Origin of the sequence: Parapedobacter sp. ISTM3, from assembly GCF_016533505.1 — a bacterium.
In the GTDB taxonomy this organism is placed as follows: Bacteria; Bacteroidota; Bacteroidia; order Sphingobacteriales; family Sphingobacteriaceae; genus Parapedobacter; species Parapedobacter luteus.
In genome coordinates this window covers 359,854-373,718 of sequence record NZ_JAENGN010000003.1, presented here as the reverse complement: position 1 = coordinate 373,718, position 13,865 = coordinate 359,854, and the positions used below count along the sequence as shown (strand labels likewise).

At 45.0% G+C, this 13,865-nt stretch carries 16 protein-coding genes; 6 read left to right on the top strand and 10 right to left on the bottom strand.

The window, feature by feature from the left end:
- The gene (locus JHJ32_RS06550; protein ID WP_233632514.1) at positions 1–1,068 is read right to left on the bottom strand and encodes an ImmA/IrrE family metallo-endopeptidase; all 1,068 of its coding nucleotides are present in this window, start codon (positions 1,066–1,068) and stop codon (positions 1–3) included.
- Positions 1,069–1,572: 504 nt separating this feature from the next.
- Here JHJ32_RS06550 and JHJ32_RS06545 point away from each other — a divergent pair.
- Both JHJ32_RS06545 and JHJ32_RS06540 read left to right on the top strand, forming a co-directional pair.
- On the top strand, positions 1,573–2,079 hold the full coding sequence (locus tag JHJ32_RS06545) for a GNAT family N-acetyltransferase (RefSeq protein ID WP_079716068.1): 507 nt from the start codon (positions 1,573–1,575) through the stop codon (positions 2,077–2,079).
- Between the two features lie 150 nt (positions 2,080–2,229).
- A complete protein-coding gene (locus JHJ32_RS06540) occupies positions 2,230–2,688 on the top strand; it encodes a GyrI-like domain-containing protein (protein ID WP_079716069.1) in 459 nt (152 codons plus the stop codon).
- A 21-nt stretch (positions 2,689–2,709) separates the two neighbouring features.
- Here the strand turns inward: JHJ32_RS06540 and JHJ32_RS06535 are convergent, their stop codons facing one another.
- Entirely contained in the window at positions 2,710–3,105 is a 396-nt protein-coding gene (locus JHJ32_RS06535) for a cell wall metabolism sensor histidine kinase WalK (RefSeq protein WP_079716070.1), read from the bottom strand.
- Complete coding sequence (locus JHJ32_RS06530; RefSeq protein ID WP_255539719.1) at positions 3,102–4,277, bottom strand: PAS domain S-box protein; 1,176 nt, start codon at positions 4,275–4,277, stop codon at positions 3,102–3,104. Before JHJ32_RS06530 ends, JHJ32_RS06535 begins: the two co-directional genes overlap by 4 nt.
- On the opposite strand from JHJ32_RS06530, the gene JHJ32_RS22795 reads away from it, so the two are divergent.
- Positions 4,233–4,610, top strand: coding sequence for a DUF4269 domain-containing protein (locus JHJ32_RS22795; protein WP_200120385.1), 378 nt, complete (start codon positions 4,233–4,235; stop codon positions 4,608–4,610). The two genes, JHJ32_RS06530 and JHJ32_RS22795, sit on opposite strands and share 45 nt — an antisense overlap.
- 26 nt (positions 4,611–4,636) lie before the next feature.
- Here JHJ32_RS22795 and JHJ32_RS06520 read toward each other — a convergent pair whose 3' ends face one another.
- From JHJ32_RS06520 to JHJ32_RS06500, 5 genes are all read right to left on the bottom strand, one after another.
- Positions 4,637–4,786, bottom strand: coding sequence for a hypothetical protein (locus JHJ32_RS06520; protein ID WP_176146118.1), 150 nt, complete (start codon positions 4,784–4,786; stop codon positions 4,637–4,639).
- Between the two features lie 24 nt (positions 4,787–4,810).
- On the bottom strand, positions 4,811–5,833 hold the full coding sequence (locus tag JHJ32_RS06515; RefSeq protein WP_200120384.1) for a type II toxin-antitoxin system antitoxin SocA domain-containing protein: 1,023 nt from the start codon (positions 5,831–5,833) through the stop codon (positions 4,811–4,813).
- Positions 5,830–6,189 carry a hypothetical protein gene (locus JHJ32_RS06510; RefSeq protein WP_200120383.1) on the bottom strand — a complete coding sequence of 120 codons (360 nt, stop codon included), beginning with the start codon at positions 6,187–6,189 and terminating at the stop codon, positions 5,830–5,832. The genes JHJ32_RS06515 and JHJ32_RS06510 overlap by 4 nt, the downstream gene beginning before the upstream one ends.
- Before the next feature lie 500 nt (positions 6,190–6,689).
- Complete coding sequence (locus JHJ32_RS06505; RefSeq protein ID WP_200120382.1) at positions 6,690–7,574, bottom strand: DMT family transporter; 885 nt, start codon at positions 7,572–7,574, stop codon at positions 6,690–6,692.
- Between the two features lie 414 nt (positions 7,575–7,988).
- Positions 7,989–8,927 carry a ketopantoate reductase family protein gene (locus tag JHJ32_RS06500; protein ID WP_200120381.1) on the bottom strand — a complete coding sequence of 313 codons (939 nt, stop codon included), beginning with the start codon at positions 8,925–8,927 and terminating at the stop codon, positions 7,989–7,991.
- Positions 8,928–9,040: 113 nt separating this feature from the next.
- On the opposite strand from JHJ32_RS06500, the gene JHJ32_RS06495 reads away from it, so the two are divergent.
- Positions 9,041–10,492: a PLP-dependent aminotransferase family protein gene (locus JHJ32_RS06495; protein ID WP_079716076.1), complete on the top strand. Its 1,452-nt coding sequence runs from the start codon at positions 9,041–9,043 to the stop codon at positions 10,490–10,492.
- 19 nt (positions 10,493–10,511) lie between these two features.
- Here the strand turns inward: JHJ32_RS06495 and JHJ32_RS06490 are convergent, their stop codons facing one another.
- Positions 10,512–11,036, bottom strand: coding sequence for a YfiT family bacillithiol transferase (locus tag JHJ32_RS06490; RefSeq protein WP_079716077.1), 525 nt, complete (start codon positions 11,034–11,036; stop codon positions 10,512–10,514).
- Positions 11,037–11,153: 117 nt separating this feature from the next.
- Positions 11,154–12,248: an isochorismatase family protein gene (locus tag JHJ32_RS06485; protein WP_200120380.1), complete on the bottom strand. Its 1,095-nt coding sequence runs from the start codon at positions 12,246–12,248 to the stop codon at positions 11,154–11,156.
- A gap of 25 nt (positions 12,249–12,273) precedes the next feature.
- On the opposite strand from JHJ32_RS06485, the gene JHJ32_RS06480 reads away from it, so the two are divergent.
- Complete coding sequence (locus JHJ32_RS06480; protein ID WP_200120379.1) at positions 12,274–12,459, top strand: hypothetical protein; 186 nt, start codon at positions 12,274–12,276, stop codon at positions 12,457–12,459.
- A 71-nt stretch (positions 12,460–12,530) separates the two neighbouring features.
- A complete protein-coding gene (locus tag JHJ32_RS06475; RefSeq protein ID WP_200120378.1) occupies positions 12,531–13,727 on the top strand; it encodes a TlpA disulfide reductase family protein in 1,197 nt (398 codons plus the stop codon).
- Positions 13,728–13,865: the final 138 nt, after the last annotated feature.

The following is a 13,865-nucleotide window of genomic DNA, read 5'->3' as shown; positions in this document are numbered from 1 at the left end:
TTACATAACCAACGATTGGCTCCTGAAGTCGGAGAGTTTCATATTCTTAAGTGCTGCTCCTTTGCTTATTGAAATCAACTCTTCGGCGATTGCCCGATAGAGCAATTGGTCAAACCGGGTTGCTTTTTCAACACCGACATAAACAGTTGGTTCTTCATTGCGCCACCCCATCTGTTTCATCATATTAAAAAATTGGTTTTTATAATTGTCATTGACAATATTAAGCAAATTGGCCCGATAAACCAATGCTTGCATGGATATCCCATATTGACTTTTTATATGACCGAGCTCAGTAACTGAAAGCCGGTTTCGGTGAGCACCTAGCTCTTCGCGGATAGTCTGTTCTGGCAGAAGCATTGCTCCTGCAAACTGGTGGCATAATTTCTCTCGCTGATTGTCGGTTAGTTGCGGATCGAACTTCAACAGCAAATGACCAAGCTCATGCAGCAAGGTGAAACGTACGCGATCAAGTTTATCAGCAATATTCCTGTTATAAGCAATAACCGGGATATTACCATTTACCTTGGTTTGCAAACCGTCAAATGAAATATCAGCATCGATTTCGACAACCTTGATGTGCTTGTCTTCCAACAATTCAGGAATATTAAAAATCGGCCCCAATCCCAGGTTCCAAGCCTTACGGAGCTTGAGTGCGGCTTCATCGATTTGCTTAAATTCACGTATTACGGGAAAATCCTTCAATGGATCTTTAAACTCGTATCTGATACCTAACAGTTCCTCCAGCTCCAAATACCGCGATAGGTATTCTCGGGTTTGTTCGATGATCTTCTGTTCCTCTTTGGCGGGCATGCGCTTAAGCTTACGGTATTCGATCGGACCAAGCTCTACCGCCATCGGTCTGAAAAAATAATCCGGACGCACATTAAGCGCATCGCTTATCAGCGATAGTTTTTCACTATCCGGCACCACCTCTCCTTTCTCATACTTATGTAATGCCTGTTTGGTCACTTTGTTACCCAAGGCATCGGCAAGTCCCTGCAAAGAAAATCCGTTCAGTAGGCGGGCTGATTTAAATCGTTCTCCAAATAGTTGGTTCATAGCTATCATACTCCTTCGGTTAGTTTGACAAACAAATCGCGAGAAGGTTTACAAAAGTAATTATATTTTTAATTTTGTCAACCAAAAATGTAAATCTGTCAGACTTTGTCACGAGAACAATACGCGGCTGCGCGAATACATCGTCAAAGGCTTCACCATGAACGACGAGCTGCTGAAGACAACCCCAGATCAAACAAAGAATCTGTTGGCGTCTAAAATCGCTTGGTTGACCGCGGGTACTGACCCCATGAGATTTCTCGAACGAATTTCGTTGCGGGGCATGTTGCTCCTAGTAATTGGTAAAAGCATTGCGAACTCCTCTTTCGGATTGGGCTTTTACTAATTAGTTATTATATTTAACCCGACCTGAGTGACCCGGGCCTAAAACGAGCTCAACTTCGGTTGGATATGAAAAACTGAACTGCCGAGATGATTATGGCTCAACCCAGCTTCACGTTGACTTCGATACGATGCTATGAGTCGTATAATTACATACATTTTAATTGTTCAAATATGGAATATACATTTAGAAAGGCGGAGATTACAGATTTGCAACCGGTTTGGGATATACTGCAGCAGGCTATTATCCGGAGAAAACAGGAAGGCAGTAACCAATGGCAGGATGGTTATCCCAATCCTGGTGTAATACAAAAAGATATTGAGCGGGGGGCTGGATTTGTTCTGATGGACAAAAGTACGATTATCGGTTACGTTGCAATACTGGTGAATGATGAACCCGAATATGCAAAGATCGAAGGTAAATGGTTAACGGACGGCGAATTCGTTGTTGTTCACCGTATAGCTATTGCAGAAAACTATGTAGGAAAAGGTTTGGCCAAAAGGATTCTTGCATTCGTTGAAGATTATGCGATTGACAACCATATTCGCAGTGTCAAGGCGGATACCAACTTCGATAATATGGCGATGATGAAGACGTTTGAAAAGTTGGGATATGTCTATTGCGGAGAAGTGTATTTCAGGGGGAGTCCAAGAAGGGCTTACGAGAAGATACTGGCGTGATCTTATGACGGCTACTTTAAATTTTAAGCTTTGGCGTCAGGCGGGCTGACGGACCGTTATGTGCAAGCATAGCGGACGCCCCAACAAACGGACGATTGGCGGTCATTGTAAACCGGCTGCATCAAACAAAATCAATAAACAGCATGAATTATGGCAGAAAAAAAAGACGCTTTTAAATTAGTCGGACTAAGACTAAATGGTAAGACAACTAATCAAAATAACCAATCCAGCAAAGATTGCGGCAATTTGTGGCAAAAATTTGAAGCTGATAAAGTTTTCGACCTTATTCCGGAAAAATTGTCTAATGAAGTGTTTGCTGTTTATTTTGATTATGAAAAGGATGAGACAGCCCCTTTTTCATACTTTATAGGTTGTAAAGTACCTGATCATGTTGCTACTCCCAACGGACTTGAAGTACTTGTAATCCCTAGTCAAACCTACACAAAGTTTACAGCGAGGGGTAAAATGACGGCTTGTATCACTGACACTTGGAAAGGAATATGGAATTCAGACATTAAACGAAAATTTGCTTTTGATTTTGAGGTCTATGACGAAAGAAGCCAAAACTGGGACAATGCAGAAGTTGATATTTATATTTCAATAAAATAATACGCCGGAGGTGTCCTTTTGCTATGGCAAGTGTTCTTCGATGTGGCAGCTCGGAACGTCTATTTCAAAATAGAATATCGAACCCCTGCCTTCCTCGCTTTCGACCAGAATATTGCTATTATGGTAGCGCAGGATTTCTGAAACAAGGTAAAGTCCTATACCGAAGCCGGTTGTGTTTTTTATTTTTTCGTTATTTACACGATAGAAACGTTCAAACAATCTTTTTTGATCTGCAGCACTGATCCCTATACCTTCGTCACGTACGGATATGATAACTTTTCCGGCCATTTTTTCGGAGCCAATGGTTATGGTGCTTCCGGCTGGAGAGTACTTGATCGCATTGCTGACCAGGTTCATCAGCACCTGTCCTATTTTTTCGCGATCGGCGTATAGGGTCGCGGGTTCACTGCCTGTCACTTGAAAAAGTGTTTTGTGCCTAACAATTTGGCATCATCCACAATTTCGCTCACCAATGCATCCAATTCGAAAACCTCCTTCCGGAGCTCGATTTTCCCTCCTTCGATTCTCGCCAAACTGAGAAAGCCCTGAATCATCGAACCCATTTTTTTTGCCTGCGCCTCGATTCTTGACATCACACGCCAACTGAAATCATCACCAGCCTTTTTGGAATGGTTCATCAATATCTGCGCAAACCCGGTGATAGCGGTCAATGGCGTTTTCAGTTCGTGGCTGGCCATCGCTACAAAATCATTCTTTCGCCGTTCCTCCTGTTTTTTTCCGGTTATATCCCTGGTTATTTTGGATATGCCGATGATATTTCCCCCCGCATCCTTGATGGGTGATAGGGTGAGGGACACGTCCAAAAGGTTTCCTTTCTTCGTCAGGCGTTTTGTATCGAAATGCTCCACCTCCAAGCCGCTCCTTAGCCGTGAAAGAATATGCGCTTCCTCGTCCTGCCGGTCTTCGGGCACTATTTTCAAAATTGTCTGGCAGACCATTTCTTTAGCGGTATAACCGAACATCCGCTGTGCTGAAGCGTTCCAGCTGGTGACGATTCCGTCCAAAGTTATGCTAATAATAGCGTCATTGGAAGTCCTGATAATGGCTGCCAACTGAGCACTTTTTTCTTCCGCCTGTTTAATGTCGGTAATATCCAGCATCATGCCGGTGAACCGCGTTGAATCCTTTTTGGCGTCGACGTAAACAGCGCCCTGTACCCTTACCCAGCATAGCCTTTGGTCATCAAACCGGTGGATTCTAAATATTATATCGTAAAGGCCGTCGATGCCCAATTCGGTCGAGCGTTTTACCTCCTGGTCTACCTGTCGCCGGTCATCCGGATGGATGAGATCTGAGAGCTTTTCAAAAGAAACCGGTTCTTCCGAAGGTAATCCGCATATCCTTTTACCCTCCTCTGATAAGTAGATATTCGCTGTTTGGGTGTCCCAGTCCCACGTACCAAGGTTGGTGGACGTTATGGCCATCCTTAACCTTGCTTCGCTTTGTTCCAGTTGAAGCAGTAAGCTATTCCTTCTCTTCTCCTCTTCGACGATTGATGTGACGTCCTTGGTAAAGCATCTTGTGTGTACGAACTTACCGTCCTTCCTCAGGACATTGGAGCTGATCAATACGTGCCTGATCGATCCATCTTTGCATTTGAGCCTGGCCCGATCAGGGAGCAGCCAAGTTTAGACACCCTGGCTATTGTTGCCAATTTCTTTTTGGACGGTTTTGAAATTGAGATTTTTGGACAACGTATTCCGACAAGACAACAATTTGCATACAGACATCTAATAGTTGAACATAATTTGCTAAACAAACACGGAGAAAAATTCAGACAACAAATTATTGAACTCAAACGGCAAGGAAGGAAGACGGAACCAGCATTTGCATTGGCACTTGGGCTGACAGGCGACCCTTACACCGAGCTACTAAAGAATGACAAAAGCCCGAACTGCTAACATTGTGTTGGCAATAGGCGACCATATCAGGTTTTCTGTTGTAACTCCTGCTGTAACTCGTGCTGCGCTACATAATCTTTATTGACAAACTGCACCTGGAATTGTAACCCGCCACGCTCAAACCATTTGAATTCTATTTTGGGATAGCCCTTCAGTTCATCGGCTATCAATTTCAACCCGTTGCCCGATTTAGTCGATTGTTAATCCAACAAACCAATACGCTCCCCCACTCCAAACGCATATCGCTGATAATCGATAAGTTGCCTGTCACCATGGTTATCCTTCCAAGCCGGCTCCTCATGGCTGAGATGCACTATCTCACCGGTACTTCTCCCCCTGAACACCCGGGCGACGAATTCGAGGATGTGCAGCTCCCCTTCCGTAAATTCGTGTCCATCGAAAGACATATTGGGGTAGTAAACCTCCAAGTACTGGTCATCCTTGCCGTTCCGTTCGTCAACCAAAACCTTCCCGTCATCCTGTAGCCGCAGGTACAGCCGTCCATATTCGGCGGGTACAGGACCGTATGGGATGGCACGGTATTGCAAACCGGTAATGGAATACCCGTGAGCCTTATATGCCAGGAAATCGGTATAGAAGAGCAGTTTATTGAGCTTGGTCTTATACAGGTTGCCGATATGCTGTTCAAAATAGGCTATTGTTTGTGCAATACGTGACAGGCTCAGCCGCCGATAGCCGTTATACGAATTGGGCGGATCTTCACGCAACATGATTTGCGAAAGTTCGAGGTCATATAAGACATCGTTGCGCTGGTCGATTAATGACTGCGCCTTGGCGATAAACTTATTTACTTCGCGTTCGTCCAAAAAATGACTGCTGGCAGCTACCTGCCGGATGAACTCCTCCGGCTCCCGTACGGACAGGATAAGCCGACCGTTGGCGACTGTGGGCATTTCTCCCGCTTCATACAGCCGATAGGTATTGGCCCCCAGCCCCAATATCTCCGACATCTTGGCGGCAGATACGCCATACTGCTCGCGGATCTGCCGGATTTCCTCCGGAAAAGGGATACCGTATTTCTCCCGGTATTGGTTGGTGGCCTGAACCGTGTTGAGCGTGTCCAATCGGCCATCGGTAAACCGCTCGCCGCTATCCTCACACAAATAATAATGGTACACGATGTTAAACGTTTCCTTGCGGAACGTAAGGGTGTCCGCTTCGCGGACCAGTTTCATTGGTTTTCCTGTGATCGGGCTGTTCATGTTTTCTCCTTTTTAAAAGGATAGTTGATGGGGTGCTCCGCCGGATGGAATGATATGCAAATGACCGGATTGCTTGTTGTCCCCATTGATACTTTTATATATAGTTCGTTGTTCTTATATCTTTTGCCGAATACCCACATGCTGGCTATGCCATATAGCCTATCATCCAGCGGGCCTTCGCTATAATCAGTAACCGTGAGCGACTCCACGATTTCACCTCGCTTGACTGGCGTAATCTCCAAATCCAACAGCGTCTGCGCATTCTTTGGTCTGCTATCTCTGAAAATGATGCCAAATACGCTGCACTTGGCAAAGAACTCTTGCAGGAAATGGGAAACGTCGTCTTTTGTGGCCACGGCAATACGGAATTAAATGGATACATCAAACATTCCCCCCATCTCTTCGCAAGAAACAACTTATCCGTGACAAGTTTCCCACATGTTAAAAATCCCTAATCCTCACGATACAAATCGATAGGCGGTTTTCCATCGTTTATGTGAACACAAACATACAACTAATAAGTTGAATAAAAAAAATATTTGTTTTCATTTTTGCACTTATTAGTTGATATCAATCATGGTTGATATCAAGAACATCTCACTTATTGTTTACGCCACATAACGGCTTGCTCGTATACGTAACGCGCAGCCGTATCGGAGTTATCGAGTGGTACTATTTCTGCCCCCGCCATGAAGCCTTTTGACCCGGTCTCCGTACAGGCCCCCTACAAATATGACAGGAATGATCCCGAAGAAGGTTGTCCAAAACATGGGTTTGCATACGTTAAGTTTTTATCTGATTGTGCAAGATTGCCGGCAGCAATAGGTGATAATTAACATAGTTGATCTTAATTTAGTCAGGATCGGCGGGACAGCAGAAATACGGTCAAAATGATTGATGAAGCCCCCAACCAATCCATAGCTAGGAACGAAACGTCTAGCCATAGCACAGCGATCAGCGTAGCGGAAAGCGGCTCAGCAGACGTCAGCACGCTGGCAGTCTGGCCGCCGATGAGTTGTACGGCCTTCAGGTACATGTAAAACGGTATCAATGTTCCGAAAAATACTACAAATAGGCTATTGGCGTAGGTATACCCGTCCCAGATACCATCCACCTCCCACGGCGGTTTGATCAACGATATAGCCACACCACCCACGAACAACCCCCAACCGATAACCGTCGTTGCACTGTATCTGGCAAGTAGCTTCCCGGGCATTAAGGTGTAAAGCGCTAAACTCACGGCAGAAGCTATACCGAACGCAAAAGCCAGCGGTGAAATATTCAACGAGCCGATATCCCCGTGGGTGACCAAGAGAAACGTGCCTAAAATGGCCAATGAAATCGCAAAATAGCCCCTGAGGCTTAGCCGCGTGCGGAAACGTACTGCAAGGTAAATAGCGATCAATACCGGTGCCGAGAACTGCAAGATGGTTGCGGTAGCGGCATTGGAGTGCTTTATTGCGGCAAAATAGGTGTATTGTACAGTCAACATACCCACGACACCAAAAACCAGCAGACGCCGCCGGTCGCTCTTGTTGCGCCATATTGCCCAGATATGGACATCTTTCTGTATAAGCGCCAGGATTAATAACAGAATGCCGGCTCCGAGCATCCGCACTGCCATCAGCCATTCCACGCTCATGGCGCGTTGCTGGAACAGAAACTGACCGGACGTGCCGGATATACCCCACAATATTGCCGCTGACAGTGCCATGAGCACTCCTTTTGCATGGTTATTCATTGCATCAACCCAGATTTCGCCAAAAATAGCTTGAAAAGGTGATATAATTATCATCAAAAAAAGCAATCATGGATTAGCCATGGAGCTCTAGGTTGCCGTCCGCCAGATATTGATGAAATTGCAAAGCATCTATTGATTAATTTGCAATCTTCCCAGACTTCCGCTACGCACAAAAATCAAAAACCCGGCATTCATCAGTGCTACTTTGGGTTGATAATCAATATCATAAGCTTTTTAAACTTATTACCAGTTAATCACAGCATAACTACTTTATAAAAAAAAAGACCCAAGTGATAAAGTCTGCTGAAAACTCGACAAACCGATGTGCTACAAAAGCGGGGACAAACAAGAAGTCTCCTTGTTGAAAAACTATACTATTTTGTTTTTATAAAAATGCCTGGTTGAGTACACGTTTCAAGTGCTTTTTAACGCGCGCTCAGATTTTATTTTCGTGAGTTCACCTAATAGCCTTGTCTCCCGGACGGCGTCCTGCTGATGTATCTGTTCGGCTATCCTCACTATTTCAGCGTTTAACGTTTCTATTTCGGTTCTTTTATTGCGCCATATGTCTTGTAAGGTCGATATCGCTTGTCCATCGGACAACCGGCTTATTTGAACCAAACCACGCTCTACGTCATCAGGCTGCATTGCTATTCCTTTTGCATGAGCAATAGTTGTGCATTCAGCGATGACTCTACGGGCAATTTTCAACGCTCCAGGATTTCTGTGGAAGATACCATTGTCAATTTCCAATAACGGGCAAACCGAATTGAACACGCAATTGATGATCGCTTTTTTCCATACTATATGCTGAATATGTACTTCACGCTTAAATCCGAAATTTGGGGTATTTAGATGGGCGACGATATTGTTGAGTTGCTCTTTATCACCATGCTCTATTCCCACAGGGCAAGTTGCCACAGGCTTAAACCGCACGGCAACTTCATCGATCGACTGACTTGTCACAAAGAGAACACAGCGGTACACGTGCTGGTATCCATGCTCCAAAAACGGTTGCTCAATGCCCAAGCCGTTTTGTAGGAGTACTAGGGGTGAGTCGCCTATTTTTGACTTTAATGTGCAAGCCAGTTTTTCATTCCCAAAAGATTTGGTTGCAACAACAACAATACCGTCAATTTCGGCAAGGGAATTCAGTGTTGCAACCTCCACGTCCGCCTCGTGTAGAACGCCCTTCTCCATTTCGACAGCGAAACGGCGGATTGTTGTACGACCGTCATCTACGCTTCCTCTGATCATGGTAACTTTTCTGCCCGCTTGAGAAAGGAAAACGGCGAGTGCTTTGCCAATAGCCCCTGAACCTACGATAAATAGGTGTTTATGGTAGAAGTTCATTATTAACTGTTTTTTACATGTTTGCGATACTGTCAAACAAAATTCGGCAATATATTCTCATGGTAGCAGATGCAGTTTTGTTATTTTTGTTGGCAGCAGTCTGAAAATACGGAATGAAGAAAACACAAAACAAGTCGGAGTTCGCTTATATGCGTATCGCTAAAATTATTGAGCAACAAATCCTGAACGGGACGTTGCGTACCGGTGATAAGCTCCCTTCGCTACGGACTATATGCCGTGAATATGGTGTAAGCCAAAATACGGCATTAAGTGCGTATTATTATTTAGAGTGTAAAATGTTGATTGAGACCCGACCTCAGTCGGGATATTATGTGCGGTATTCAAAAACGAAAATTCCGGCGCTTCCCCAGCTTACCACTCCCGAAGCCGAAGCGAATTATGCCGACAGTGAATTGTTGGTACGTAAGATTTATGATAGCTTGGGGGAAGATGGTCATTTACCGCTTGCCCTGGGGACCCCGGCAAATGAGTTGTTGCCCATAGCAAAGCTCAACAAAGGTCTTATGATGGCAACAAGGGAGCTGAAAGGGAGCGGCGTTATGTACGACAAAACGGAGGGAAATGAGCGGTTACGCCGTCAGATTGCCCGATGGTCTTTTGCAATGGAGTGTAATTTGAAGCATGATGAGATCATCACCACGAGCGGCTGCCTGAACGCGCTGTCATATTGTTTGATGGCATTGACCAAAAAAGGAGATACGGTAGCAATGGAAAGTCCTGTTTCGTTCGGCATGTTACAACTCGCTCAGGTATTAGGTGTCAAAGTATTGGAATTGCCGTCTGATCCTCAGCATGGTGTTGATTTGAACGCATTGGAAGATGCGTTAAGAGAAAATAAGATAAATGTATGTCTCTTTATCAGCAATTTCAGCAATCCGCTGGGCAGCTGCATGCCCGATGAAAACAAGAAACAGACGGTGCGCCTCCTTGAAAAATATCATGTTCCGCTGATTGAGAATGATCTCAATGGTGACGTATATTTTGGCCAGCAACGTCCCAAATCCTGCAAGACCTACGATGAAAGCGGCCTGGTATTGTGGTGCGGTTCGGTATCAAAAACGCTCGCTCCCGGCTATCGGGTGGGATGGGTTGCTCCGGGAAAGTTCAAAGATGAGGTAAGGCGTATGAAACGCTACCACAATATTTCATCGACTTCTATCACTCAGGAAGTTATTGCCGGGTTTCTTGAAACAGGCCGGTATGAGAACCACCTTCGCAAACTAAGGCATACACTCCACGGCAATCTACTCAAATTTTCACGGGCCATTTCGGATTATTTTCCTGACGGAACAATGGCCAGCAGACCGCAGGGCGGGTTCGTTATTTGGGTGGAACTACCTAAAGCCGTTGATACCATCGCATTATATGAGCAATGCCTGCGACATAAAATCAGTTTTGCACCGGGCAGAATTTTCACCCTGCAAAATCAATACGAAAATTGCCTCCGATTAAATTACGGATTGTTATGGAACGAGCGATTGGAACGCGATCTAGAAATGCTTGGTAGCTTTGCGAAACGTTGGAATTTGTTTGATAGTTATTGAGTATATCGTAAATATGCTTCTACTTTTCCTGGCCCGTTGCGGTCACTAACCTAATATGAGCCAAGTGATGCTTGCAATGCCATGCATACATGCCAACAACTTCGTCCAAAGGAACTGGCCGCCCTTGTTCAGGATGAATGTATGTCCTTTTTAGATCTTCGTCTCCAAGGCTTTCAAGTATTCTACTCCATCGTTCGTGTAATCCTTTTAAAAGGTTTAGCGAGGGTTCCAAACGAATTCTACTGTCAGGCAATTCGGCCCATAACGCTTCATGATAAGGCTTGATAATCGGATTAGTTTCGGTAAGCGCCAACTTAAAACGTATAAAGGCATTCATATGGCTATCTGCACAATGGTGGACAACCTGTCTTACCGTCCAGCCGCCATCTCTGTAGGGAGTATCCAGCTGTGCATCCGTTAAAGATAAAACCTCCCGGGCAATTTCTTTCGGGAATTCGGCTATAATCCTTATCCATCCCGAAAGCTCCTGTTTGCCGATAAGGTTAGGTCTCTCAAACTGTCCGATTGGGTATCTTACATCCATTGTTCGCTGTTTCTAAATATTTACTAAATAATTCCATCTGTGTGCATCTGTACTGATCGGCCAACTCTGCTCGCTTATTCGCCGTTCTTCGACCAAAAAATACCTAAATCCGGGCATTTAAAAGGTCAACTTCATCATGACATCGGCTCTTTTGTATTTTGTTTTATCTATCTCCGTTTCGTTGAAACCTAATTTCCGATATATATTCAGGGCATCCGCTAAACGTGTATGTGAGAAAAGTACCAGCTCTTTCACTCCAAGACGTTTGGATACGGATATCGCCTGAGTGCAGAGCATTTTGCCGATTCCACACCCTCGGTGATTCTCATGTACGGTCATCTTGGTCAATTCCAAACGACCGTCATCCATTTTTTTCAAGGCAGCCGTACCGATAGGTTGCCCGCCTTTTAAGGCGAACAGGATTTTGCCACCATTTTTGAGTATAGCCTCTTCCGGATTGGACAATACGTATTCGTCAACCGGTTCTATATCGAAATACTGATTTAGCCACGCCATATTCAATGTCTTGAAAGCGTCTTTATAGACCGGGTGATAATCGGTGATTAGTGTTCCACTTTTGAAAAAGAAATCTACGAGGGCGAGATCGTCGAAGATATGAATACCGATATTCTGCATTTCTTCTAAGCCTCTATCGTAGACACCCGATATTGCAGATGGGATCATTGCAAGCTTGTAATCCCGTTCGCTGGCTTCGTACATGGTTGTGCGTGGACAATTCGGGAAATTACAACCGGCAACAAAGAGCGAAGTTATTCCGTTTGATTGCAGCACATCATGTAATGTCGTGTTGTAAAATGCACCCCACCTCGGTTTGTACAAGATGTAGTCATTATCACCACACCGGATGACCTTTCCCTTAAGAAGCTCGTCATGAGCGTAGGGGCTATCGGTTTCAGGCAGTAATTCATCAATGATTTCCGCACCCTGACTATCGGGAGCTACTATCTGTTTACCGGACGAAATAAGCGCTCTACGGCATAGTTCAGCATTACTTCCGTCTGGATAATATAGGCGCATAATATGGAACACAGGTCTGCCGTATTTCCTGAATATACGTGTTAGAGAAACAAGGTGGGGAATTATTTCTTCTGTTCCATGGACATAGGCTTGGCCTTGAGGACTTGCAAAATCGTACTGCATATCTATAATAAGCAATGCAGATTTATCCTGCTCTAAGTTGTTATTCGTCATACACAAAAATCATAAAACTAAATTTATGATAACAGATGCAAATTTTAATTTTTCAATAGGAGCAGTTTATCTCTTAGGCTTTACGCCAAAAGCAACAGAAAATCCAACCCATGGGATATTAAAAGTTCTGCATGGGATAGCCCTGCAGATACGAAAAGGCAACTTTCCGAAAATCAGCCGAGCTCCAGTGGCCCGTACTCTAAAAGCATAGCCCCGCCACGGAAGGAACAAGATGTGTTAAAACGACAAGCAACATTTTAACGTTCACCGCGACAAATAGATATGAAGACGCTACAAACTATCTTGGGAGTATGCCTTTCGATAATAATCTCATCGACGTCCGCACAACCGCCCTCAGAAACAGCTGGCGAGACAATACCGTTATTCAGAAAAGTAGCGGAAAAGCTCCTTTCGCTTAAGACGATCAGTTACCAATACGTGAGGGAACTTGACTACCCTGCCGAGGCTATCCACTCAACGATGACCGGTAGCATGTATATGGATTTTGCCGAAGAGAACGACCGTACAGGATTCAGGTATCAGTTTTCGCATGCCGGCGGGCTCTCTATTTTTAATAATACGGCAATCGTTGACGTCAACACGGGACGCAGAACGATAACAACCGAAAATAGGGTAACATCGGTTGCATTGAACCGCCGCTCTGAACTGTTCAACTCCATCGTAACCCTTCGCAACCTCTTGCCGTTCATTATAGCGGACAGCGGTATTGTAAAATCAATGGCCGATACGGTGATCGGCGGTGCGCCAGCCCACTGTTTAACGTTTGAGGTTCGGAACGCCTTTGCCGATTACCTGGGTACCGGATTTACAAAGTCCAAGGGCGATATCACCATCAACTACCAACTGCTCGTGGATAGTGCAACACTGCTACCCCTGTCTTTACTACAGACCAGGCACGGCAGCCGCGACAGGAGCCGGACAGTCTTCGATGACGTGAATACCGACCCACCGGCCCCAGCCGAGAATTCGTGGTATTACTCCACGTACTTGACAGACTATGAGCCGGAGACACGCAGCTCTCTATCCATTGTCGAGGTAGGCGAAAAGGCTCCTGAAATTGACCTGATTGATTTACGCACGGGGAGCCGGAAAACACTAACAGACTACCGCGGTCGGATGGTGTTGCTGGAATTCTGGATGACGAACTGTGGCTATTGCATTGAGGCCGTACCGATACTGAACGAACTCGCCGTGCGGAACGATCCGGACAAACTGGTTGTTTTGGGCATTAATACCATAGATAGCGAAAATATGGTCAGATCCTTCATGCTGCGCAACAAGGTAACGTTCGACGTGCTTTGGGGAACCGACGCGAATATCAATAGGGAATACGGAATCGATGCCTTCCCTCAGGTGGTCTTACTCGATGAAGCTGGCGTGGTCAGTTACTCCGGCAGCCTGGATGTGCAACGAATTATGGCCATAATCAATAAGGTAAAGTCACAAAATCGTTTGTGAACAAGCCGGAAATTTATACTTAACGGGAGGAGACTCCAATTAAAATTTTGTATTTCGGCAAAATCGGGGCAATTATCTGTTAGTAAAAACTTATACCTTAGTGGCTTCATGAGTGAAAAAATATGAAGCCAAAAACAA